The organism is Bifidobacterium sp. LH_450 (assembly GCF_056356715.1).
Genome location: NZ_JBKEUU010000002.1, coordinates 285,046 through 307,028, shown reverse-complemented (window position 1 = coordinate 307,028; position 21,983 = coordinate 285,046). Strand labels below are relative to the sequence as shown.

Sequence of the window (21,983 nt, the reverse complement as noted above, 5' to 3'; positions counted from 1 at the left end):
CCCTTCATCGTCTCATCGTCGGTATCGGTAGCCGCTACGCACGCAGGCTTGCGCCCAGCGTAGCCGCTTCCTTTACAATACGGCTGCGAATCTCCTCACAGTCCGCTGAATCGAGCGTTTTGTCCGGAGCGCGGAATGTCACGGCGTACGCCAGCGACTTCTCGCCGGCTTCGACCTGGCCGCCCTTGTAGACGTCGAACAGCTCGATCGATTCAAGATTGTCCCCGGCTCCGCGTTCGATCGCCGCCTTGAGCTGGGCTGCGGTGACGTCGTCGGGAACGGTGAACGCGAGGTCCTGCTTGACCGGCGGGAACGTCGAGATCGGCTTGGCCTGCACCGGCTTGCCGTCGAGCGTGGCGAACAGCGCGTCGAGGTCGATTTCGAACGCCGCGCTATGGGCCGGGAAGCCGAGCGCCTCGTTGACCTTCGGGTGCAGCTCGCCGACGATGCCGACGGGCTTGCCGCCCGCGACGACATGCGCCGTGCGGCCCGGGTGCCATTGCGCCGGGATGTCGCCGGACTGGTCGAGGGAGATTTCCGCCCCGATGCGCTCGGCGATGCGCGTGACCGCCTCGACGCCGTCGGTCCAGTCGATGGCGCGCTTGTCGCCCAGCCAGCCGTCGTCGATCGACATGCCGGTCAGGATGCCGGCGACGTGCAGCGGCTGGTCCGGCAGGCCGGCGTCCAGGGCGGCGAGCTGCTCGTCGGTAGGCTTGACGGCGCCCGGCAGCGCCGGGATGGCCGGGGCGGACGGGTCGAAGTGGTAGACGTGGCCCAGTTCGTACAGCTGGATGTTCTCCAGGCCGCGGTGCAGGTTGCGCTGCACCGTCTGCGCGAGCGTGAGCAGGATGTCGCGGCGCAGGAACGGGCGGTCGCCGGCGAGCGGGTTGACGATCTCGACGCTGACCGGCTCGATCTCGTCCGCTTCGTACTGGAACGCCTTGAAGTCGGACGGCCCGACGAATGGGTAGCTCAGCGCCTCCACCATGCCGTATTCGGCGAGCTCGTCGGCGATTTCGCGCTGGCGGCGCTGATCGGCCGTCAGGCCGACATGGCCCTCGACGGGGACGGCGGGAACGGTCACCGGAATCTCGTCGTAGCCGACGATGCGCGCGATTTCCTCGACGAGGTCGCACGGCTCGTTCAGGTCGGGGCGCCACGTCGGCGGCGTGACCGAGAACACGCCGTTGCCGCCGCCGGCCACGAGGCAGCCGATGTCGGTGAGCACGTCGGAAATGCGCGTCATGTCGAGCTTGAGCCCGGTCAGGCGCTCCACTTCGCTGGCCTTGAACGGAATCGGCTTGCGGCGTTCGGTCGCGTCGTAGTCGCGCGGGGTCGTCGAAGCGGTCGCGCCGCCGAACTGCTCGAGCAGCTCGGCCGCCAGCTCGGCGGCGGCCGGCTGCAGCTGCTCGTCGACGCCGCGTTCGAAGCGGCGGGAAGCCTCGGAAGGAATCTTGTGGCGGCGTGCGGAACGGGCGATCGTCACCTGGTCGAAGTGCGCGGCCTCGAGCAGGATGTTCGTCGTCTCGTCGGTCACCTCGCCGTACATGCCGCCCATCACGCCGGCGATGCCGAGGATGCGCGAACCCCGCTCCCCGTTGGGCGAGTCGGTGATCAGCAGGTCCTCGACGTCAAGGTCGTGTTCCTTGCCGTCGAGCGTGACGAGCTTCTCGCCTTCCTTCGCGCGGCGCACGACGATCGGGCCGGCGATCTTGTCGAGGTCGTAGGCGTGCATCGGCTGGCCGAGGTCGAGCATGACGTAGTTGGTGACGTCGACCGGCAGCGAAAGCGAACGCATGCCGGCGCGCGACAGGCGCCGGCGCATCCAGCTCGGGGTCGCCGAGCCCGGCTTGTAGCCGTGGACGGCGCGGGCGTAGTAGCGGTCGCAGCCGGGCACGCCGTGGATCGGGTTGTCGTCCTGGACGATGACCTCGATGTCGTCGGGCGCCATGCTTTCCTCCGCCTCGCGCGGGGCGCGGGCGTCGAGCTCGATGGCCGGATCGGTGAACGGGCGGCCCGTGGAGTTGTGGTATTCGCGCGCCACGCCGCGGTAGGAGAACGCGTAGCCGCGGTCCGGCGTGACGTTGATCTCGAGCACCGGCTGGTCGAGGTGCAGCAGGTGCATCAGGTCGTCGCCGGGCTTGAGCGCCGCGTATTCCTCGGGCGTGAAGCCGTACTCGCGCAGCAGGATGATGCCCTCGTGGCTGTCGCCCAGGCCCAGCTCGCGCTCCGAGGCGCACATGCCGGCCGACACGTGGCCGTAGGTCTTGCGCGGCTCGATTTTGAAGTCGCCGGGCAGCACGGCGCCCGGCATCGTGACGACGACCTTCTCGCCGGCGGCCATGTTCGGCGCGCCGCACACGATGCCGCGCAGCACCGGGTCGCCATTCTCGTCGCGTTCGCCGACGTCGATCTGGCACCAGTTGATTGTCTTGCCGTTCTTCTGCGGCTCGGGCGTGGCGGTGACGACGTAGCCGACGACGATCGGGCCGGTCACCTGCGCTTCGTGGATGTCCTCCTCCTCGAGGCCGACGCGCACGAGGTCGGCGGCGAGCTGTTCATAGGTCAGGCCTTCGGGAACGTCGGCATGTTCCTTGAGCCAGTCGATGTCTACCATTGGCATGATCGTTCACTCCCCCATCACAAACTGTTCGCTGAATCGCACGTCGCCTTCGACCAGGTCGTGCATGTCGTTGATGTCGTTGCGCAGCAGCAGCGTGCGTTCCACGCCGACGCCGAACGCGAAGCCCGAATACACCTCCGGATCGAGGCCGGCGGACTTGAGCACGTTCGGGTTGACCATGCCGCAGCCGCCCCATTCGAGCCAGCCCGGGCCGCCCTTCTTGTCGGGGAACCACAGGTCGAGCTCGGCGGAGGGCTCGGTGAACGGGAAGTAGCTGGGGCGCAGGCGCGTCTTGGCCTCGGGGCCGAACATCGCCACGGCGAGCTTGTCCAGCACGCCCTTCAGGTCCGCCATCGTCAGGTTCTTGTCGACGGCGAGCGCCTCGACCTGGTGGAACACCGGCGTATGGGTGGCGTCGAGCTCGTCGGTGCGGAACACGCGGCCCGGGCACGCGATGTACAGCGGCACGCCGCGGGTGAGCAGCCCGCGCACCTGGTCGGAGGACGTCTGCGTGCGCATCACCATGTTGGAGCCGACGAAGCCCGCGGCGTCCCTGGCCTGGCTGCCCTTGACGTAGAAGGTGTCCTGCATCTGGCGGGCGGGGTGGTCGGGGCCGAAGTTGAGCGCATCGAAGTCGTACCATTCGGTTTCCACTTCGGGGCCGTCGGAAATCTGCCAGCCCATGTTGAGGAAGAAGTCGGCCATGTCCTCCATGAGCTTGGGCAGCGGGTGGCGGGCGCCGAGCGGCTTGCGGCGCACCGGCTGCGTCATGTCCACCGTTTCGGCGGCGAGCGCGGCGGCTTCCTCGGCCGCCTTGACGGCCGCTTCCTTGGTGCCGTAGGCGCGTCCGAAGTCGGCGCGCAGCTTGCCCATGAGCTTGCCGGCTTCCTTCTTGTCGGCCTTGTCGAGGCCGCCGATGGCCTTGCTGGCGAGCGTCATCGCCGAGTTGGCCCCGGCGTACTGCGCCTTGATGGCCTTGAGTTCCTCCATCGTGGAGGCTTGTTCGATTTTCTCGATGCCTTCGGCGACCGCTGCGGTCACCTCGGCGGCGTCGAAGCGCAGGTCCTGTGCCACTGCAACCCTTTCCCTGATCGATGCGTAGAATCCGGTTGAATTCGCTTTATTCCAACGTTTTTCCGACTTCACATTGTTTCAACAGCGCTCGACATAGCCATGCTCATCAGCATGATGGAAGCGCTCATCGCGAGATTGAGCGATTCGGCCTTGCCGTAGATCGGAATCGACACGACGGCGTCGGCGTCCTGAAGCATCGCCGGCTCCAGCCCGCGCGCTTCGTTGCCGAAGAGCACCGCGGTGCCCTGCGTCGCGTCGGGGCGGCTTTCGAGGAACGCAGGCAGCTGCACCGGGGCGTTGCCGTCGGTGCCGTGGACGTCGGCGGCTACCAGCGTGCAGCCGTGTTCCGCGCGCCATGCGGCGAACGCTTCCTCATCGAGATTGAGCACCGGCAGGTGGAACAGCGAACCCGTCGTCGCGCGGATGACCTTCGGGTTGAGCAGGTCGACGCAGTCGCCGACGAACAGCACGGCGTCGCAGCCGGCGGCGTCGGCGGAACGGATGACGGTTCCGGCGTTGCCCGGGTCGCGTACCTGCCAGAACGCGGCGACGAAGGGGCTGCCGGAGAGCTCCGCGCCCTGCACGCGCTCTTCGAATGCCGCGATCGAGGCGACGGCGAAGACGCCCTGCGCGTCGGCGGATACCGAATCGATGGCGGCGCGGGTGGCCTTGTGGACGTAGATCGTGGCGCCGGCGTCGCTGGCGGCCTTCAGCGCAAGCCCGGCGAGCTGGCCGAGCAGCGGGCTGGCGAACGGGGCGTCCTCGTCGGCCGATTCGACGGCGACGTAGAGGTCGAGGACCACTCCGGGCGCCCACGTCAGCGCCTCGCGCACCGCCTGCGGGCCTTCAATGAGGAACCGCCCGGATTTCGTGCGCCCTTTGCGGCTGAGCAGCTCGCGCAGCCGGCGGAACCGTTCCGCCCGTCCGTTATCAAGCACTTGGCTATATATAGGCATGCGCCCATACTACCAACGCCTCCCCCGCCACCGTCTCTTTACGTTTTTCAGGCGCCGGAAGCGGCGGCCACTTCACCCCAGCGGCTTCCAGGCTTCATCCAGTTGCGTACTCGCAACCAAGTCAATGCCGTTGGCGACAAGGCATGTCAAAGCCGCTCCATCGTTGACATCGAAAGAAAAAGCCTGCGCTGCATGCTGGAACGCGTCGCTTGCGGAATCCGCTTCATCCTCCCCGAACAGCTCATCGAACCTGTCCATTTCCTGCTCCAATTGCTTGGCGGCATAGTCGGCGCCGGCGATACCCTTATCCTTCAGGCACTGCACCGCGCCTTCGGTCGTGCTGGAATAGAGGGATTGGTTCCCGACCGACGCACGATAGAGTTCATCGACATACATGACGTATTGGGTCTTGCAGCTGCTTTCATCGGTCATGACCTTCGTGCGCTCATCATCGGTCAGGCCATCCAGATCCATCATCGTCATATTGCCCACCAGTCCGGAATCGTACTCCCGATGCGCCGGCTTTTGATAGCCAAGATCGACAAGGCATTCATCGTAATTGGACCAGGCAGCCTTGTAGGTACCCAGCGAAACGCTTCCGTCGCCTTGAGCCGCTTCCTGCACCATCGCCAGCTGTTCCGGCGCCATGCTATCGGACTCTTCCGCTACACGCTGCGCGGCAACCGCCTGCAAGCTGGAGCCAATCTTCGAAGCCGTATTAGCAGAAGTCGGCTGCGAAGTCTCATCGCCCTCCGAACAGCCAGCCAATGCACACGCTGCAGTCAATGCCAGAACCACAGTAAAAAATCTTTTCATAACGTTCTTTCTTAAAAGAAAACCATGCAAGAATCGCAAAATTCTTGCATGGCGATTCTCAGCCCACAACAAAGGATGCCGTATCACCGCTCAGGGTCTTGCTCTTAGAAAGAGAAACCCCGGCATAACATTGGTGATTCTTGGCAACGCCTACCGAGGAATAATACCTATAATCCTGCACAGCTTTGCAGAAAACATTCGAAGAGAAGGAGTATAGGGAAATAGTGGACGATGTAGGCTTGAGCGAATAGCTCCCGGAATAATAGCCTCCTGAGATGCTTGCCGTCTTGGCTTTGCTCGTCGAATACGTCCTGCTTACGGCTGCTTGCGCAGTTGAGACAGTGCTGAACGCAAGCCCTGCAGACATGAGAACAGCTACCGCACTGGTAACATTTTTTTTTGAACTTCATCACTTTTTCCTTCTATCGGTTTTAGCGTGCAGGATTCCCTGCCTTCCCCACTGTGCGGATTTGCGAATCTCTCGACAAACCGCCTTCACGTTTCGTGAAGACGTGTCTCAAAATGCGGATGGCTAACGCTCCGCGAAGGATGACTCCTCTTCACGAAACGTGAAGAGAGATTGCTTCCCCGGACTCTTCCTTTGCATAGTGGTGAAGAGGATGGAACACTCGATTGCCTACTCGAAGAGCAGGAGAAGACGATGAAGAGAACATATAAGGCACTCTGCATTGGGATGCTTATAGGATTGGCGGTTTCGGGATGCGCCAGCAGCGGGGATGCGGCGGCTCCATCGTCGGACACGGAGATGCAAGAAGCATTGAACAGCGAACACGTCGCGAGTTCGCTGACGGAACGCATCGCCTTTCTGCTGGAAAACGAGCCTGACATGGCCGATTCGCAGCGCGCCATCCTGCAGAAGGCACTCGACAATGGCGGCAAGATTTCCCAAGGCGATTACGAATCGGCGTGGAACGACTACAACAACTGCGTGGTGGAAAAGGGATATTCGAAACCCGTCCATTCCGTCTATCCTTCCGGTCTGCACGGAACGTCCATAACGATGGATGGCAACAGCCTCAGCGAGGAGGCGGCGGACAAGGCCATAGAGGACGAAACGTCCTGCAACGCCGCCTATAAGCTGTGCGTCGATGAAATATACCGCATGTCCATCGGCAACGTGGACCTGCTAGTAGATCCGGAAGAAGGTGCCGTGCAATGCCTGCGCCGTCAGGACATCGTCCCGGCCTCCTACAGCGCCGACGATTTCGAGGAGGAACACACGGAGTTCATGGAGGCGGCCACCGACGGCGTTACCGAGTTCGACGAAGCCGCCAAGCGCTTCAGCTTCTCCTTGAACGACTCCGATGCCCTCGATTGCCTGGTCGCCAACTCCATTGACATTTACCAAAACGCCAACCGCACCGAAATGTGGAAACCGCTCGGGTAATAGGGAGCATGCCCGTTTTTTGAGATTGCGGCCGTCTGCGATACGCACAGACATTATCGTGGCTTGCATGGAAGCAAGGGGGTATGAGTGCTTCCACGATTCATCGATGAACCGTAGAGGGAATAACCGTAGAGGGAATAAAGGATGCGCACTGCCATCGCCATTATCGAGCATGACGACATGGCCGCCAGGGAATTCAGGCGCCTGATAGCAAAGCGGTTGCCGAATGTAGCCGTCGAACGGTACCGTGGCAACGAGCGCAATCTCATTGCGGACATCACGAACGCACAGCGCTACGCGCTCATCGTACTGACGGCAGCATTGGACGACTACGAACCGCATTGCCTGTGCCGCCAGCTACGCCGCAGTTCCCGGGACATCCCTATTCTCGCGCTAACGGCATTCCCCATCGGACGTTTCCGGGACAGTCTTGCCCATGCCGGAGCACAGGGCATCGCAAGCAAAAACGATGCCGACGCCGTAGCGAATCTCATTGTTTCATTGTGCACCGGCAACATACCGGACGGTTTCGATACCCCGGCTGCAGCCTACACGCGGCTCGCTGCGAGCGCCGATCCGACGACACTGCTCACCGCGCAGGAACTGAAGGTGTTCTACCGCGCATACGTGCTGCGGCTGGGCACCGCTCAAATCGCGGCGGAGCTGGGAGTTTCCCCGGCAACGGTGCGCAAGCACCTATCCAACGGCCGCAAGCAGTTCGGGCCCATGCCGGAAGAGGAAATCCGCACGGCATTGGCGCACACGATAAAGGCAACGTCATTAAGCGCGATGCAGGAAATCGTGTAGAAAACCGCAGGCAGCCACCGGCGCTACCCTACGCTGAAAAAGACGTAGCGGCCACCACAGGGCGCTGCGCACGGCGTCTATTTCATTGCGCCCATCGGGAAGGAAGAGGGAACATGGCACGACAAGCCCGCAGGAAACCGCATGCCGGCTGGACATGGACGGCGCTGGCCGTCGTGACGACGGCGGCCGTCAGCGTCGGCGCGTGCGCGCTGCTGCTGCCGGACCGCTCGCCGAAGCTGCTGGCGTCGGCGTCGTCGGCCACGAGCGGCGTCGCCAGCGTGCAGCAGTATTCCGGCAGCACGCAGGTGACGCTGGTGCCGACGGTATCGGCCGCCAAATCGCTGCTTGGCAACGCTTCCGGCACCGTCACCGAAAACTATACCGACGGCGAGCTGCGCACGGGCACGCGGGCGTACGCCGTCAACGGCACCGCCATCATCGCGCTGCATACCGAAACGCCGATGTACCGCGACCTTGCCGAGGGCGACAAGGGCGACGACGCGCTGGCGCTCAACGACGCGCTCAACGCCCTCGGCTACAGCTCCTCCCCCGGCGTCGCCGCCTACACGGCGTACACCGCCGCCGGCTGGAAGCAGCTGATGCGCGACAACGGCAACGATTGCGACGGCTCGTTCCAGCTCGCCGACATGCTCTGGATTCCCTCGGACGTCGCGGCGGCCGGCGACTGGAAGGCCACGCAGGGCGCGGCCCTGGCCGCCGGCGACGAGGTCGGCTCGGTGGCCGGAGGGCTTACGAAGCTGTCGGTGCGCGGCGGCAAGGCCAAGGACAACGACCGCGCGATCAGCGTGTTCGGCGTCTCCGGCACGCTGCCGGCCGGCTCGACCGACATCACCGACGCCGAAACGCTGGCCGCCGTCGAAGCCAGCGACGACTACCAGGCGATGAGCGCCGAGGAGCGGGCGGCCGGCCTGAGCGCCACCGTCACGCTCACCGAGCCGATCGACACGCTGCGCGTGCCGGCGGCCGCCGTGTTCGGCATCTCGGGTTCCTCCGGCTGCATCGCCGCCAACGGGGGCGGCAAGCCGCAGGTCATCGAAGTCGAGATCGTCAGCGGCGAGCTGGGCGCCTCGCTCGTCACGTTCGCCGATTCGGATGGCCAGCTCGCCTCCGTCACGTCGGTGGCGCTCGGCGAGACGCTGTCGGACCTGACATGCCCGACGGAGGGATGACATGAAGATCGCCGCGCACGACGTCGCCCACCGCTTCCCCGGCACCGACCTCTTGTTCGAGCACCTCGAGTTCGAAGTCGAGCCCGGCGCCACCGTCGCCATCTGCGGGCCGTCCGGCTCCGGCAAGTCGACGCTGCTGTCGATCCTCGCCGGCTGGGAAAAGCCGGTGGCAGGCACCGTGGAACGCGACGGCATCGAACGGATCGGCTGGGTGTTCCAGAACCCCTACGGCGTCGCGAAACGCACGGCGCTCGACCATGTCGCGCTGCCGCTGCTCGCCAAGGGGATGCGCCGGCGCGAGGCGGAAGCGCAGGCGCGCGACGCAATGGAGCTGTTCAATCTCGGATACGCCGCCGAGCGGCGCTTCTGCGACCTGTCCGGCGGCGAGGCGCAGCGGCTCATGCTGGCGCGGGCCGTGTGCTCCCGCCCCGACATGCTGCTCGTCGACGAGCCGACCGCGCAGCTGGACATGCGCACCGCCCATTCCGTGTCCAAGGTGCTGGGCAACCTCGCCGGCCAGGGCATGATCGTCCTCGTCGCCACGCACGATCCGGACACGCGCGACGCGTGCGGGCGCGTCATCGACCTCGCCGACTATGCGCCGAAGGGTGCCGCGCCCGCGACGCTCGAGGACGCGCAGGACGATGTGCAGAGCGTTGCGCCGGCGGAAGCGCAGGAAGCGGCGCAGCTGGAAACGCACCCGGAGGCCCCGCAGGAAGGAGGCGCCGCATGAGGCTGCGCGAAATGCTGTCCGAAGCGCTGCGCAACGTCGGTTCGGGAACGTCGCGCGCCGTGCTGCTGTTCCTCATCGCGCTCGTCGCCGGCACCGCGCTCGGCGGCTGCGAGGCAGCGTCCGTCATCGGCCAGGAGTCGGCCGCCTTCACGCGCGTCGCCGCGCTGGCCAACGCCGACGCGGTCGTCGGCGGCACCGTCGACGGCGCATCGTGCGACGCGCTCAGCCAGGGCGAGTCGGCCGCGTTCGCCGCGTCCGGGGCACTGCGCGCCAGCGACGAGCTGACGATGCTGTCGACGCCGGGGCAATCCCTGGCCTCCTATGAAGTGACGCCGGGACTGCTGGAGCTCATCGCGGCCAACGATGCCGCCAACGGCGGCGAGGCGTCGCTTCAAGCCGACGCGACGGGAATCTGGGTGTCGCAGGAACTGGCCGCGGACTTCGGCTTCGCCGTCGGCAGCGAAGTCGCCACCGACAAGGGCACGTCGCGCATCGCCGGCATCTTCGCGTGGCCCAACGACGGGCGCGACACGCGCTTCGGCTACGCGTTCCTCGTGCCGGCGGCGGCTTCCGGCGCGACGTTCACCGAATGCTGGGCCACGCAATGGCCGCATTCCGACGACGACAGCCAGCTGCTCTACGCCACGCTCAAGGTCGGCGAAAGCCCGGTGCAGGCCGGCGTCATGGCCGTCAACAAGGGGTTCGATGCGCATTACGACGCCGCCGGGGAATACCTGGGCCGCGCCACCCGCTGGATGCCGTGGATCGCCGCGGCGCTGGGCATCGCCATCGGCATCGCCAGCGTGCGCCAGCGGCGGCTGGAACTGGCGGGGGCGCTGCACGTCGGCGAATCGCGCGCGTCGCTGCTGGCGACGCTGTGCGCCGAAACGCTGCTGTGGGGCACGCTGGCGACGCTGTCCAGCGCGCTGCTGCTGGCCGGATACTGCGCAAGATCCGCCCCGGTCGAGCCGCTGGCGGCATTCGCCGGCGCCGTGCGTTCGCCGCTGGCATTGTTCGCCGGCATCCTGCTGGCGACGCTGGTGAGCGCGGCCTGCGTGCGCGAATCGCAGCTCTTCAGGCTGTTCAAGCAGCGGTAGGCGATTACGGAGCCACGCCATCCGCCGGCTGTCGCATGCGGAATCCCAATCGGCAGCCATAGGAGCGGACGCAATTGACGGCCATGGCGCCGCCGGAAGGCTTTGCCGCCGTCATGGCATTTGTTTGCTTTTGAAAGCAAACAAATTTTTGGCGAGTTTCCAACGATTCCTGCCTTCCGAAGGCCCGAAATGCAGGAACGAAGCAAATGAGCGTCAAAGAAATCCGGAACCGGAATCCCAAACGACGGGGCTATGCCCAGTAGGGCACGTAGCGCACCGACTTCTTTCCGGCGTCCGGATCGGCGACCTTGATGAGATTCTCGTCCACGCACTGCTTGATAAGCCTGGAAATCTGCGACGCGGACGAATCAGGCAGGTCGAAGCGCTGCCGCAGCGTGGCGTTCGTCATCGGCTGCCCCGTATAGGTCGTTGCCCATTTTGTTTGCTTTTGAAAGCAAACAAATTTTTGGCGAGTTTCCAACGATTCCTGCCTTCCGAAGGCCCGAAATGCAGGAACGAAGCAAATGAGCGTCAAAGAAAATCGGCCGAGTGGAGGCCTGCGTGCGCGAATCCCAGCTCTTCAGGCTGTTCAAGCAGCGGTAGGCGAGGTTCAGCCGTCAGGAAGTTTTCAGAAATACGTCAGGGTTTGTTCGGCTGTCAAGAGGGTTTGCCATCAGCGCAACGGCTTATCGTGTGACGTACATCACGCGTACGCAGGCCAGAGGCGTACGCGGCAGGCCATTACCGGATACGAGGAGACCATGTTCGTAGTGAAGAACGCGCTCAAAAGCGTGGCGCGCAACAAGGGACGCAACATACTGATCATCATCATCGTGGTGATCATCGCGGCGGCTGCCACCGTCGGCTTCGCCATTCAGCAGGCGGCCGTCAAGGCGAAGAACTCCGGGCTGGAGAACACGACGATCACCGCGCAGATCAGCGTCGACCGCAGCAAGCTCATCAGCGAGGCACGGCAAAGCGCCGACGCCTCGTCCTCCGATTCCTCCAGCGACGGCAAGCCCGACTTCGACTCGATGCGCGGCGCGCTCGACGACACGTCGCTGACGCTGGCCGACTACGCGAAGTACGCCGACGCTTCCAGCGCCGTCAAGTCGACCTACTACTACGAAACGACGTCGGTGGACGAGACCGACGACTTCCAGCCGGTGTCGGATTCGACGTCGTCGTCCTCCTCGTCTTCTTCTTCATCCTCTTCCTCGTCGTCTGATTCGTCCTCCTCGTCCTCGTCAGGCGATTCGTCCTCCCCGGACGCCGCGGCGCAGGGCGGCGGCGGCATGCAGGGCGGCATGGGCGGCGATATGGGCGGCGGGATGACGATGGTCTCCGGCGACTTCTCGCTGGTCGGCTTCTCCTCCGACGAAGCGCTCGCCAACGCCCCCAACGGCACGTTCACGATGGTGGACGGCCAGGCGTTCGGCTACGACGAGTCCGACGACAACGACGTCATCATCTCCCAGACGCTCGCCGACTTCAACAACGTGTCGGTCGGCGACACGATCACGCTCGAGGATCCGAACGATTCGGACACCACTTACTCGTTCAAGATCGTCGGCATCTACAAGAACGCCACCGATTCGTCGATGCAGATGGGCGGCCCGAACAACTCCACGGCCAACGACCCCGACAACGCGATCTACACGTCCGTCGCCACCCTGGCGAAGATCGGCCTGTCGAGCTCCGACACCGTCGAGACGACGAACAACGACGGCGACACGATGGAAACGGCCGCCGCACAGCTGAGCTACACCTACGTGTTCGCTGACAAGGCGGCCTACGAGCAGTTCGTCGCCGACGCCGAGAAGGCCGGCCTGTCCGACAGCTACACCGTGCAGTCGGCCGACGTGGAGAACTACGAGAACTCGCTGGTGCCGCTCAACAACCTCTCGAAGTTCGCCGTGACGCTGCTGGTCATCGTGCTCGCCGTCGGCGCCATCGTGCTCGTCGTGCTCACGCTGTTCAACATCCGCGAGCGCAAGTACGAAATCGGCGTACTCACCGCCATCGGCGTGCGCAAGACGAAGGTCGCCGCCCAGTTCACGATCGAGCTGCTCGTCGTGACGATGATCGGCCTGATCATCGGCACCGGCATCGGCGCCGCCGTCTCCCAGCCGGTGTCGAACTCGCTGCTGGCCAGCCAGGTCGAGCAGCAGCAGACGACGGCCGCGAGCCAGCAGCAGCAGTTCGGCCGCGAGATGATGCAGCCGGGCGAAGGCGCCCCGAACAGCGACGGCGGCTCCGGCAGCGACGCCACGGCGACGGACGGCTCGTCCGCCTCCTCCGACGCCTCCTCGTCCGGTTCTTCGTCCGATGCCTCCTCGGCTTCGTCCGATGCCGCGAAGCCCGGAACCGACATGCAGGCCCCGGACCGCAAGGGCGGTTTCGGGCAGGTGGCGAACTACGTGTCGTCGATCAACGCAACGGTCAATCTCACCGTCGTCGGGATCATGCTGCTCATAGGCATCGGGCTGACGCTGGTAGCCGCGCTCGTCGCCGTGATCTTCGTCATGCGCTACGAGCCGCTGCAGATCCTCGCCGACCGTTCGTGACGCAAGCCGGCCACGCAGAAAATCTTGGATAGGTAAAGGGAACATCATGGCAGACAAGAACGCAAGCAAGAACAGGGCGGCGGCGAAGGCGGCACGCGAACGCGCCGCCGAGAAGGAACGCGTCGCGCGGCTGGAAGCCGAAGCGAAGGCGAAGGCCGAAGCGCAAGCCAAGGCCGCACAGGCCAAGGAAGCGGCGGAAGCGAACGCGCTGCCGCCGGTGGAGCAGCCGCCGACGGTCGCCGGAGTGGACATCCTGACGCTCGACCACGTGAGCTACTCGTACACGAAGGGCGGCAAGAAGGTCATCAAGGACATCTCCTACGGCTTCCAGACCGGCAAGGTGTACGCGATTACCGGGCCGTCCGGCGCCGGCAAGACGACGCTGCTGTCGCTGATCTCCGGGCTGACGACGCCGACCGAAGGGCGCGTGCTCTACGACGGGCAGGACCTGGCGGGACTCAACCGCTACGACTACCGCAGCCACGACATCGGCGTGATCTTCCAGAGCTTCAACCTGCTGCCGGGCATGACGGTGGCCGAGAACATCGAGCTGTCGATGGACGCGTCCGGGCGCCACTACGAGCAGCCCAAGCGCGACATCGTCCTCGAGCTGCTCGAGGAGGTGCACCTGCCCGACGACTACGCCAACGAGCGGATCCTGCACCTGTCCGGCGGCGAGCAGCAGCGCGTGGCGATTGCCCGCGCGCTGAGCTACGACCCGAAGGTCATCGTCGCCGACGAGCCGACCGGCAACCTCGACCTGGCCACGCAGGACGACATCATCGACATCTTCCGCGACCTGGCGCATACGCAGGAGCGCTGCGTCATCATCGTGACGCATTCGCCGGCCGTCGCCAAGGCGTCCGACGTCGTGTTCGAGCTGGCGCCGCTGCGCAAGGCCGCGGCTCCCGCGGCGCGCAAGCGCAGGCCGGGAACGGCGGCGCCGCGCCGGTAGCGGCCGTTGCGCCGCCGGCAGTGGACGTTGCGGCGGGAGCGGTCGGGTGCCGGTCGCAACCCAACGCTGCGCAGGCGGCGACGCATGACGACGGGATGCGCCAAGCGCCCGGTCCCATTGGGACCGGGCGCTTGTTCATGCGCTTGTTCTTGCGCAGGCACTTGCGGGAGCCTTGCGCGGCAACGGAATGCGGTTCCGGGAATCTTGTTCCTAGTTTCCGAAGAAGGAGAACGTGCCGGCGCAGGCTGCGCATACCAGCGCGACGACCGGAATCGCCAGGCAGACGGCGCAGAACGCGTGGTCGGCGCCGCGCACCGTGCTCTGCCGGGCGTGGCTGCGCGGGCCGTCGCCGCCGAAGCCGCGCGCCTGCATGGCGGTGGCCAGCGTCGTCGAGCGGCGGATCGACAGCACGAGCAGCGCGAACGCCTGCGGCAGGAACCGGCGGATGGCGCTGTCGTCGCCCAGGCCGCGCGAACGGCGCGAGGCGGTCAGCGCGGTCCAGTCGTCCTGCAGCACCGAGAACAGCCGCAGCCCCGCCAGGCCGCCGTAGACGAAACGGTCGGGAAGATGCAGGATCTCGCTGAAGCCGTCGGCCAGGTCGGTCGCGTCGATGCCGAGCACGGCGATGATCGCCGGCACGCCGATCGCGATGATGCGCAGGCCGGTGGCGACGGCAAGCTCGGCCGAGCGTTCGGTGACGTGCACCCATCCCCAGTCCCACAGCACGGCGCCGCCGGACTTGCCGTACAGCAGCACGGCGAGCGCGGAGCACGGCGCGCCGATGAAGATCGGCCATGTCGACTTGACGGCGCGCCACGGAGTGATCCCGACGGCCCACAGCAGGCCGAATTCGAGCGCGCAGGCGACGGCGGCAGAGACCCAGTCGAGGCTCAGCAGCAGCGGCAGCGACGCGAGGAACGCGCCGAACAGGCGGTAGACGGGGTTGAGCGACGCGAGGAACGGCGAGCGGCTGCTCGGCTTGGGCGGCTCGTAGCGTTCGATGACCGGCGTGACCGTGACGGTCGTCGTGCCGCTCGCCGCGTCATGCCGCGTCCCGATCGGCTCCAGGTCACGCCCTCCGGTTCCTCCCGCTCCGGCGTGTTGAGGAACCGGGCCCAGCAAATTCCCCTTGGATCCGGCTCCGGTTCCTCCCTCATCGGCGTGTTGAGGAACCGGGGCCATTCCCCGGTTCCCGGCGAGCGGTTCGGTTCCTCCCTCTTCGGCGACGGTCCATTCAGCGGTGGCGAACTGGGGGGTCAGCTCGATGAGGGTGGCGCCGAGTTCGTCGACGAGTTCGCGGTCGTGGGTGACGACGATGACGGCGACGCCGTCGGCGCGCAGCGAACCGATCAGCTCGACGATCTCGCGCCATGTGCAGCGGTCCTGGCCGAACGTCGGCTCGTCGAGGATCAGCACGCGCGGCGCGGCGGCCAGCGCGGCGGCGACGGTCAGGCGCCGCTTTTCGCCGCCGGAAAGCGTATACGGATTCGCGCGCTCGTACTGCGCCAGGTGGAACCGCTCGAGCAGCCCCTGCGCCTTGGCCCGCGCCTCCTCTTCGCCCGCGCCGCAGCGCAGCGGCCCGAGCATCACCTCGTCGAGCACGCTCGAGCAGGCGAACTGATGCTCGGGATTCTGGAACACGTACGATATGCGGGCGGCCAGCTGCCGGCTCGTCCAGTCGACCGGCCAGTTGCCGCGCGCCCCTTCGGCCAGCGCGTCGCTGGCGCGCACTTCGCCGGCGATCGGCTCAAGCAGCCCCGCAAGCGTGAGCGACAGCGTCGACTTGCCGGCGCCATTCGCGCCGACAAGCGCGGCGATTTGCCCGGCGCGGAACTTGAGGTCGATATGCTCGCCAATCGCCTCGCCGTTGCGTCCGATGGCCAGGTCGCGCGCCTCGAGCACGACGTCGCCTTCGCGAACGCGCGCCGCCGCGGCCTGCGTACCGTTCCGCGCGGACCGCGCAGCGCCCTGCTGACCGCTGCCCTGGCGTTGCGCCGTCCGAGGCACGGCGCCGCCCTCCCCCTTCGCAGCGCCCTTGCGATAGCGTTCGGGAATCCAGATTCCCAGCTCGTCGAAATCGAGGGAATCGTCGGCGAACACGGCGTCGGGGGTGCCGTCGGCGACGACGGCGGTCGCCCCGCCGACGCGCCCGAGCACGACGACGCGGTCCACCAGGTCAATCCAGTCGTCGGCATGGTGCTCGACGAGCAGCATCGTGGCGCCGGTGCTTTCGAGCACGCGGCGCACCGCCCCGACGACCTGCACGACGCCGGCCGGGTCGAGATTGGCGGTCGGCTCGTCCAGCAGCAGCACCTCCGGCTGCATCGCCAGCGCGCCGGCCAGCGCCAGCCGCTGCATCTGGCCGCCCGACAGGTGCATGACGGACCGGTCGAGCTGGATGCCGCCGAGCCCCACCGCGTCCAGCGCCTCGTCGACGCGCTGCCAGATCTGCCCGCGCGGCACGTCGAGGTTCTCCGGGCCGAAGGCCACGTTGTCGCCGATGCGCTGGAAAATCGCCTGCGCATCCGGGTCCTGCAGCACCAACCCCATCTTGCCTTGCGCATGGTGCACGGGAATGCCGGCGACGTTGATCGTCCCCTCGGTCACGCCGCCGTCCGCGTCGGTGACGGCTTCGACGGAGGCGCCCCCGACGTCCTCGCGCCGTTCGGCGATCTCGCCGGCATCCTCGCCCAGGAGTCCCGCGGCGCCTTCGAGGATCGTCGACTTGCCGATGCCGGACGCGCCCAGCAGCAGCACGTGCTCGCCCGGCTGGATGGACAGGTTCAGGCCGCGCACGGCGAATTCGGCGCGCGAAGCGTGCCGGTAGCCCCATTCGATGAACTGCAGCGCCGGCATCGCCCGCAGTTCGCGCTTTTCGCGGCGCAGCGAACGGTGCCCCGCGGCCGGTCCCTCAAGCCGCGCCCCTTCGTCGGGAAGCACCCGTGCCGCCCCCGGCGCGCCTGCGCGCCGCGGCGACCGTCCCGCGCCGCCGGACGGCGGCCGGGTCGGCGCCGGTTCCGCCGCGGACGGCATCATCGTCTCTCTTGCCTTCTGTTGCATGGAATCTCGGTTTCCTTTGAACAAGATTTTTCTCGGCTGGGTATCGAAACCGCCGAAGCGGCGGACCGCTCCGGCGGAAAGGAAGGAAATAAACAATCTGGGGGAGCCCCGCTACGCCAGGCCGCGCACCTCCCTGCAGGAAGCGAACCGGTCGAGCGCGCCGGTCCGGGCGAGCGCGCGGTACAGGTACCACATGGCGACGCCGGCCACGAGCGCGCCGGAGACGATGGTCGTCAGGAAATAGACGATGCCGTAGCTGCCGGTGATGCTGATGGCCTGCAGGTTCGTGAAGAACGAATAGCCCCAGCAGAAGACGCCCGAGAGCGCTCCGGACAGGGCCATCGCCGGAAGGTTCCACTTGCGGTAGCGCAGCAGCGCGAAGCCGAGCTCGGCGCCGGCGCCCTGCGCGAGCGCGATGAGGAACGTCGAGACGCCGCCCCACTGGTTGCCCAGCAGCGCTTCGAGGATGCCCGCGACGACTTCGGCGTAGATCGCGGCGCCCGGCTTGCGCACGATGACGGCGGCAAGCGGGCCGGCGAACAGCCACAGGCCGTTGATGATGCCGGCGAGTCCCGGCACGATGGCTTCGAGCGCGCTCCACGGCGCGGCTGTGGCGATGGCGACGACCCAGTAGATCAGCGCGGAAGCGACGCCGATGACCGACGCGACGGCGATATCGACGACGCGCCATTTGAAGTGGGCCTGGGGTGAGGAAACTGCGGTTGCAGACATGATGGGTTCAGTGCCTTTCGTCGGTGTTCTGCGGTCAAGGCACGGGTACGTCGACGTCCGTGCGCCAGCATTGCCTGGATTCACGTTCAATCGGTCGGGGCGTAGAGCCCCTCTCAGCCGGATAGTCCAGCTCCCGTGTCAGCAACCCATCGTAGGGGGCTGCCCCGACTATGTCACTCGGCCGGCAGCGGGCGGTTGCCGAGACGCTCGAGCAGCAGCGCTTCGGCCACGATGTCGGCCTTCAGGCCGTCCACGCTGACCGATTCGTTGGGGCTGTGCGCGTTCGACTTGGGGTCTTCGGGGCCGGTGACGAGCACCTCGGCGTCGGGGAAGATGCGCTTGAGTTCGGGGATGAACGGAATGGAGCCGCCCTGGCCCTGGTTGACCGGCGCCGTGCCGAACGCCTCCTCCATCGCCTCCATCATGTCCTTGGTGACGGCCGAATCCGGGTCCATCGCCCAGCCCATGCCCTCCTCGAGCATCGTCACCTTCACTTCGGCGCCGAACGGCGCGTGGTCCTCCATGTGCACCTGCAGCGCCTCGAGCGCGGCGTGCGGGTTCTGGTCGGGCGCGGTGCGCAGGCTCAAGCGGAACGTCGTCTCCGGCGAGATGACGTTGAACGAGTCCGCCACCGGCGTGGCGTCGAAGCCGATGACGGTGCAGCTCGGCTTCGTCCACAGCCGCGAGGCGAGCGAGCCGGTGCCGGCGAGCCGGTAGGAGTCCACGACCCCGAGCTCGGCGCGCAGGTCCGCCTCGCTGACGTCCTCCTGCAGGCCGCCGATGGGTTCGCCGCCCTTGAGGCCGCGCACGGCGAGGCTGCCGTCCTTGTCGTACAGCGAGGCGATCAGCATCGCGGCGACGGTGTTCGCGTCGAGCACCGGGCCGCCGTACTGCCCGGAATGCACCGGGTGGCCGAGCACCTTGACGTGCACGTCGCAGGTGGCGTTGCCGCGCAGGCTCGTCGTCAGGCTCGGCACGTCCGGGGCCCAGTTGCCCGAGTCGGCGACGATGATGACGTCGGCCTTGAGCTTGTCGCGATGCTCCTCGATGAACGGGATGAAGCTGGGCGAGCCCATCTCCTCCTCGCCTTCGATGAACACCTTGATATTGACGCGCAGCTGGTCGCCAAGCGCCTTGAGCGCGCCGACATGGATCGCGATGCCGGCCGCGTCGTCGCACGAGCCGCGTCCGTAGAGCCGCCCGCCGCGTTCGGTCGCCGCGAACGGATCGCTGTCCCAGGCGGCCGGGTCCGGCACCGGCTGCACGTCGTGGTGCGCGTACAGCAGCACCGTCGGCGCATCCGGATCGATGACGGTCGAGCCGACGACCTCCCACGCCCCCGGCGCCCCGTCGGCGCCCTTCGCCTGCACGACCGAAGCCTCCACGCCGGCGTCGCGCAGCGCGTCGGCGACGAACTGCGCCGAACGGCGCATGTTCTCGCCGCCGATGCCCTCCGCCGACACCGACTTGAGCGCGATCTTGCGTTCCAGCAGCTTCAGAATCTCGTTGAATTCAGATTCGACCCGCGTACGGATTTCTTTTCCCGACAGCCCCACGGCATCCCTCCAAGATTTTCACAATGGCCACGGCCGCTTCCAGCGTCGCCGCAGCGGCCGTTCTTCCCCGTATTCTAGCCGTTTTGCAGCCGGCGCCCGTTCGCGGCCAGCGTCGAGGCCAATCCGTAGGCTTGCTAACCATGGCTTTGTTCAAGAAAGAAGAGGAAACGCAGGCGCAGGAGGCGGCTTCGGCGCCGGCGGCCAAGGAAGGCGGCAAGGGCCGGCCGACCCCCAAGCGCAAGGAAGCGCAGGCGCAGAACCTGCGGCCGCTGGTGCCGCAGAACACGAAGGAACAGCGCCAGCGCGCCAAGGCGAGGCAGCGCGCGAAGGAAAACGAAGAATACGAGGCGATGAAGGCCGGCGACATCAACAAGATGCCGAAGGCCGAGCGCCTGCCGTGGCGCGTATACATCCGCGACTATGTCGACGCCCGCTTCAACATCGGCGAATACTTCATCCCGGTGGCGATCGTCATCCTCGTGCTGTGCGTGCTCGTCACGATCGTGTGGCCGTCGCCGATGATCTCGCTGATCCTGATGATGATCATGTACATCTACCTGTTCGCCATCATCATCGACGTCGCCGTCATGTGGCACAAGCTCAAGAAGCAGCTCGTCGCCAAGTTCGGCGAGGCTTCGGTGGCCCGCGGCTCGCGCTCCGGTTCCTATGCATGGAGCCGCGCGATCCAGCTGCGCCGCTGGAGGCTGCCCAAGCCGAAGTACAAGGAACGCGGCCACTGGCCGAAGTAAATCCCCAGCCGCACAGGGCGGTTCGGTCCGGCCAGGTCCAGTCCGCTCCGCCCTGGCGACGTCGGGCTCGGCGCACGCAGGAGCAGCCCCGGCGCAGCCCAGGGCATGGCGGTTGACGCAACGATTGCAAACGAGGTGACATGGCAGGCGAAACGACGATGCGCGATTCGTTCGATCTTCTGGTCGTCGGCGGCGGTCCCGCCGGCTATTCGTGCGCGCTGCGGGCGGCCGAACTGGGGCTGTCCGTGGCCGTCGCCGACGCCGGCCCCACCGTCGGCGGCACGTGCCTGCTGCGCGGATGCATCCCGACGAAGGCGCTGGTGACGGCGACGCGCACGATCGACGACATGAAGCGCGGCGCCGATATCGGCATCGACGCGCAGCTGCGCGACATCGATTTCGGCAAGCTGCGCGACTACCGGCTGCGCTGCGTCTCCACGATGACCTCCGGGCTGGAAAAGCTGATGGCCGCGCGGCGCGTCACGCTGCTGCAGGCCAGCGCCGAATTGTCGGGCGACGGCACCGAGGCGCACCTGGCTCCCGCGCCCGGCTGCGAGCAGGTCTATGCGGGGCCGTCCGGCGCGCGCGAAGCCCTGGGCACGGCGCTGACGGTGCGCGCCCGCGACGTCGCGCTGGCGACCGGCAGCCGCCCCCAGCCGCTGGACTGCGCGCCGTTCTCCGGAGCGCTGCTCGACTCGACCGGGGCGCTCGAACTCGACGCGTTCCCCCACTCCGCCATCATCATCGGCTCGGGTGCAGTGGCGCTGGAATTCGCGTCGATATGGAACAGCGCCGGCTGCGACACGACGCTGCTGATCCGCCGCGACCGCGTGCTGTCGTCGGCCGACCGGCGCAGCGCGCTGGCCGTTACCCGCGAACTCAAGGCGCGCGGCGTCAACGTCATCGCCGGAACGCGCGTGACGGGCGTGGCGCGCGGCAACAATCTCGGGGCCACCGTCGGCTACGAAGACGAGCGCGGCGACTACCAGTCGATCTATGGCGAGGTCGCCCTCGCCGCCATCGGGCGCATCCCCAATACCGACGCCCCGTGGATCGCCAGTCTTGGATTGGAACTCAACGAACGCGGCGAAGCCGTCACCGACGGCGCCGGCCGCACGAACCTGGAGCATGTGCGGGCGCTCGGCGACATCACCGCGGGCCCGAAGCTTGCCCACCATGCGTTCGCGCAGGGCATCGTCGTCGCCGAATCGCTCGCCGGCCTCGACCCGGCGCCCGTCGACGAGATGACGGTGCCGACCGTCGTGTTCTCGAACCCCGAATTCGCCTCCGTGGGGCTGACGAAACAGCACGCCGCCGAAGACGGCCGGTTCGCCAACGTGCGCGAGACGGCGGTGCCGGTCATGGCGAACGCGCGCATGGCGATGACCGGTTCGTCGGGAAGCTGCTCGGTCGTCACCGGCGAATGGGCGGACGACCCCGGCGTCGAAACGGTGCTGGGGCTCCATGTCGTCGCCCCCGACGCCAGCGACCTGATCGCCGAGGCCCAGCAGCTGATCGCGGCGCGCGTGCCGCTGCAGCAGGCGGCGATGAACATCCACGCCCACCCCACGTTCAGCGAGATCATCGGCGAGGCGCTGCTCAAGGCCGCCGGCAAGCCCCTCAACGTAAAGTAGCGTTTTCGTCGGCCGCCCCCCCCCCA

General features: G+C 66.6%; 17 protein-coding genes and 1 riboswitch. Of the genes, 9 read left to right on the top strand and 8 right to left on the bottom strand.

The window, feature by feature from the left end; translation table 11 throughout:
• Positions 1–34: 34 nt before the first annotated feature.
• The 4 genes from pheT to AC1AXT_RS03795 all read right to left on the bottom strand — a co-directional run bounded on the left by pheT (position 35) and on the right by AC1AXT_RS03795 (position 5,469).
• Positions 35–2,623, bottom strand: a complete 2,589-nt coding sequence (gene pheT, locus AC1AXT_RS03810; protein WP_476539314.1) for a phenylalanine--tRNA ligase subunit beta — start codon at positions 2,621–2,623, stop codon at positions 35–37.
• A 6-nt stretch (positions 2,624–2,629) separates the two neighbouring features.
• Positions 2,630–3,685 (bottom strand): phenylalanine--tRNA ligase subunit alpha, encoded by a 1,056-nt coding sequence (gene pheS / locus AC1AXT_RS03805; protein WP_476540469.1) that lies wholly within the window; start codon positions 3,683–3,685, stop codon positions 2,630–2,632.
• Between the two features lie 80 nt (positions 3,686–3,765).
• Positions 3,766–4,653: a TrmH family RNA methyltransferase gene (locus tag AC1AXT_RS03800; RefSeq protein ID WP_476539312.1), complete on the bottom strand. Its 888-nt coding sequence runs from the start codon at positions 4,651–4,653 to the stop codon at positions 3,766–3,768.
• A gap of 72 nt (positions 4,654–4,725) precedes the next feature.
• Positions 4,726–5,469 (bottom strand): hypothetical protein, encoded by a 744-nt coding sequence (locus tag AC1AXT_RS03795; protein ID WP_476539310.1) that lies wholly within the window; start codon positions 5,467–5,469, stop codon positions 4,726–4,728.
• A 661-nt stretch (positions 5,470–6,130) separates the two neighbouring features.
• Here AC1AXT_RS03795 and AC1AXT_RS03790 point away from each other — a divergent pair.
• The 5 genes from AC1AXT_RS03790 to AC1AXT_RS03770 all read left to right on the top strand — a co-directional run bounded on the left by AC1AXT_RS03790 (position 6,131) and on the right by AC1AXT_RS03770 (position 10,704).
• Positions 6,131–6,877 carry a hypothetical protein gene (locus AC1AXT_RS03790; protein ID WP_476539307.1) on the top strand — a complete coding sequence of 249 codons (747 nt, stop codon included), beginning with the start codon at positions 6,131–6,133 and terminating at the stop codon, positions 6,875–6,877.
• A gap of 144 nt (positions 6,878–7,021) precedes the next feature.
• Positions 7,022–7,684, top strand: coding sequence for a sigma factor-like helix-turn-helix DNA-binding protein (locus AC1AXT_RS03785; protein WP_476539305.1), 663 nt, complete (start codon positions 7,022–7,024; stop codon positions 7,682–7,684).
• Positions 7,685–7,797: 113 nt separating this feature from the next.
• Positions 7,798–8,874: a hypothetical protein gene (locus AC1AXT_RS03780; protein ID WP_476539304.1), complete on the top strand. Its 1,077-nt coding sequence runs from the start codon at positions 7,798–7,800 to the stop codon at positions 8,872–8,874.
• Position 8,875: 1 nt separating this feature from the next.
• Complete coding sequence (locus tag AC1AXT_RS03775; RefSeq protein WP_476539302.1) at positions 8,876–9,607, top strand: ABC transporter ATP-binding protein; 732 nt, start codon at positions 8,876–8,878, stop codon at positions 9,605–9,607.
• The gene (locus AC1AXT_RS03770; RefSeq protein ID WP_476539300.1) at positions 9,604–10,704 is read left to right on the top strand and encodes a hypothetical protein; all 1,101 of its coding nucleotides are present in this window, start codon (positions 9,604–9,606) and stop codon (positions 10,702–10,704) included. The genes AC1AXT_RS03775 and AC1AXT_RS03770 overlap by 4 nt, the downstream gene beginning before the upstream one ends.
• 250 nt (positions 10,705–10,954) lie before the next feature.
• On the opposite strand, the gene AC1AXT_RS03765 is transcribed toward AC1AXT_RS03770, so the two are convergent.
• Positions 10,955–11,113, bottom strand: coding sequence for a hypothetical protein (locus AC1AXT_RS03765; protein ID WP_476539298.1), 159 nt, complete (start codon positions 11,111–11,113; stop codon positions 10,955–10,957).
• Positions 11,114–11,465: 352 nt separating this feature from the next.
• Here AC1AXT_RS03765 and AC1AXT_RS03760 point away from each other — a divergent pair, with 352 nt between their 5' ends.
• The gene (locus tag AC1AXT_RS03760; RefSeq protein WP_476539296.1) at positions 11,466–13,271 is read left to right on the top strand and encodes an ABC transporter permease; all 1,806 of its coding nucleotides are present in this window, start codon (positions 11,466–11,468) and stop codon (positions 13,269–13,271) included.
• A 208-nt stretch (positions 13,272–13,479) separates the two neighbouring features.
• Positions 13,480–14,226, top strand: coding sequence for an ABC transporter ATP-binding protein (locus tag AC1AXT_RS03755; RefSeq protein ID WP_476540467.1), 747 nt, complete (start codon positions 13,480–13,482; stop codon positions 14,224–14,226).
• 210 nt (positions 14,227–14,436) lie between these two features.
• Here AC1AXT_RS03755 and AC1AXT_RS03750 read toward each other — a convergent pair whose 3' ends face one another.
• From AC1AXT_RS03750 to AC1AXT_RS03740, 3 genes are all read right to left on the bottom strand, one after another.
• Entirely contained in the window at positions 14,437–17,082 is a 2,646-nt protein-coding gene (locus AC1AXT_RS03750; RefSeq protein ID WP_476540465.1) for an ATP-binding cassette domain-containing protein, read from the bottom strand.
• Between the two features lie 315 nt (positions 17,083–17,397).
• Complete coding sequence (locus AC1AXT_RS03745) at positions 17,398–18,018, bottom strand: ECF transporter S component (protein WP_476539294.1); 621 nt, start codon at positions 18,016–18,018, stop codon at positions 17,398–17,400.
• Between the two features lie 38 nt (positions 18,019–18,056).
• Positions 18,057–18,165, bottom strand: a riboswitch (TPP riboswitch).
• Positions 18,166–18,191: 26 nt separating this feature from the next.
• A complete protein-coding gene (locus tag AC1AXT_RS03740) occupies positions 18,192–19,574 on the bottom strand; it encodes a M20/M25/M40 family metallo-hydrolase (RefSeq protein ID WP_476539292.1) in 1,383 nt (460 codons plus the stop codon).
• Positions 19,575–19,714: 140 nt separating this feature from the next.
• On the opposite strand from AC1AXT_RS03740, the gene AC1AXT_RS03735 reads away from it, so the two are divergent.
• Positions 19,715–20,323, top strand: a complete 609-nt coding sequence (locus AC1AXT_RS03735; protein WP_476539290.1) for a DUF3043 domain-containing protein — start codon at positions 19,715–19,717, stop codon at positions 20,321–20,323.
• 158 nt (positions 20,324–20,481) lie between these two features.
• Positions 20,482–21,957 carry a dihydrolipoyl dehydrogenase family protein gene (locus AC1AXT_RS03730; RefSeq protein WP_476540463.1) on the top strand — a complete coding sequence of 492 codons (1,476 nt, stop codon included), beginning with the start codon at positions 20,482–20,484 and terminating at the stop codon, positions 21,955–21,957.
• Positions 21,958–21,983 lie beyond the last annotated feature (26 nt).

Coding starts and splice junctions, on each gene's coding strand:
- AC1AXT_RS03780 (WP_476539304.1), top strand. CDS start 7,798: ATGGCACGACAAGCCCGCAGGAAACCGCATGCCGGCTGGACATGGACG.
- AC1AXT_RS03730 (WP_476540463.1), top strand. CDS start 20,482: ATGCGCGATTCGTTCGATCTTCTGGTCGTCGGCGGCGGTCCCGCCGGC.
- AC1AXT_RS03790 (WP_476539307.1), top strand. CDS start 6,131: ATGAAGAGAACATATAAGGCACTCTGCATTGGGATGCTTATAGGATTG.
- AC1AXT_RS03775 (WP_476539302.1), top strand. CDS start 8,876: ATGAAGATCGCCGCGCACGACGTCGCCCACCGCTTCCCCGGCACCGAC.
- AC1AXT_RS03750 (WP_476540465.1), bottom strand. CDS start 17,082: ATGCCGGCGCTGCAGTTCATCGAATGGGGCTACCGGCACGCTTCGCGC.
- AC1AXT_RS03760 (WP_476539296.1), top strand. CDS start 11,466: ATGTTCGTAGTGAAGAACGCGCTCAAAAGCGTGGCGCGCAACAAGGGA.
- AC1AXT_RS03785 (WP_476539305.1), top strand. CDS start 7,022: ATGCGCACTGCCATCGCCATTATCGAGCATGACGACATGGCCGCCAGG.
- AC1AXT_RS03765 (WP_476539298.1), bottom strand. CDS start 11,113: ATGACGAACGCCACGCTGCGGCAGCGCTTCGACCTGCCTGATTCGTCC.
- pheT (WP_476539314.1), bottom strand. CDS start 2,623: ATGCCAATGGTAGACATCGACTGGCTCAAGGAACATGCCGACGTTCCC.
- AC1AXT_RS03745 (WP_476539294.1), bottom strand. CDS start 18,018: ATGTCTGCAACCGCAGTTTCCTCACCCCAGGCCCACTTCAAATGGCGC.
- AC1AXT_RS03800 (WP_476539312.1), bottom strand. CDS start 4,653: ATGCCTATATATAGCCAAGTGCTTGATAACGGACGGGCGGAACGGTTC.
- AC1AXT_RS03770 (WP_476539300.1), top strand. CDS start 9,604: ATGAGGCTGCGCGAAATGCTGTCCGAAGCGCTGCGCAACGTCGGTTCG.
- AC1AXT_RS03735 (WP_476539290.1), top strand. CDS start 19,715: ATGGCTTTGTTCAAGAAAGAAGAGGAAACGCAGGCGCAGGAGGCGGCT.
- AC1AXT_RS03795 (WP_476539310.1), bottom strand. CDS start 5,469: ATGAAAAGATTTTTTACTGTGGTTCTGGCATTGACTGCAGCGTGTGCA.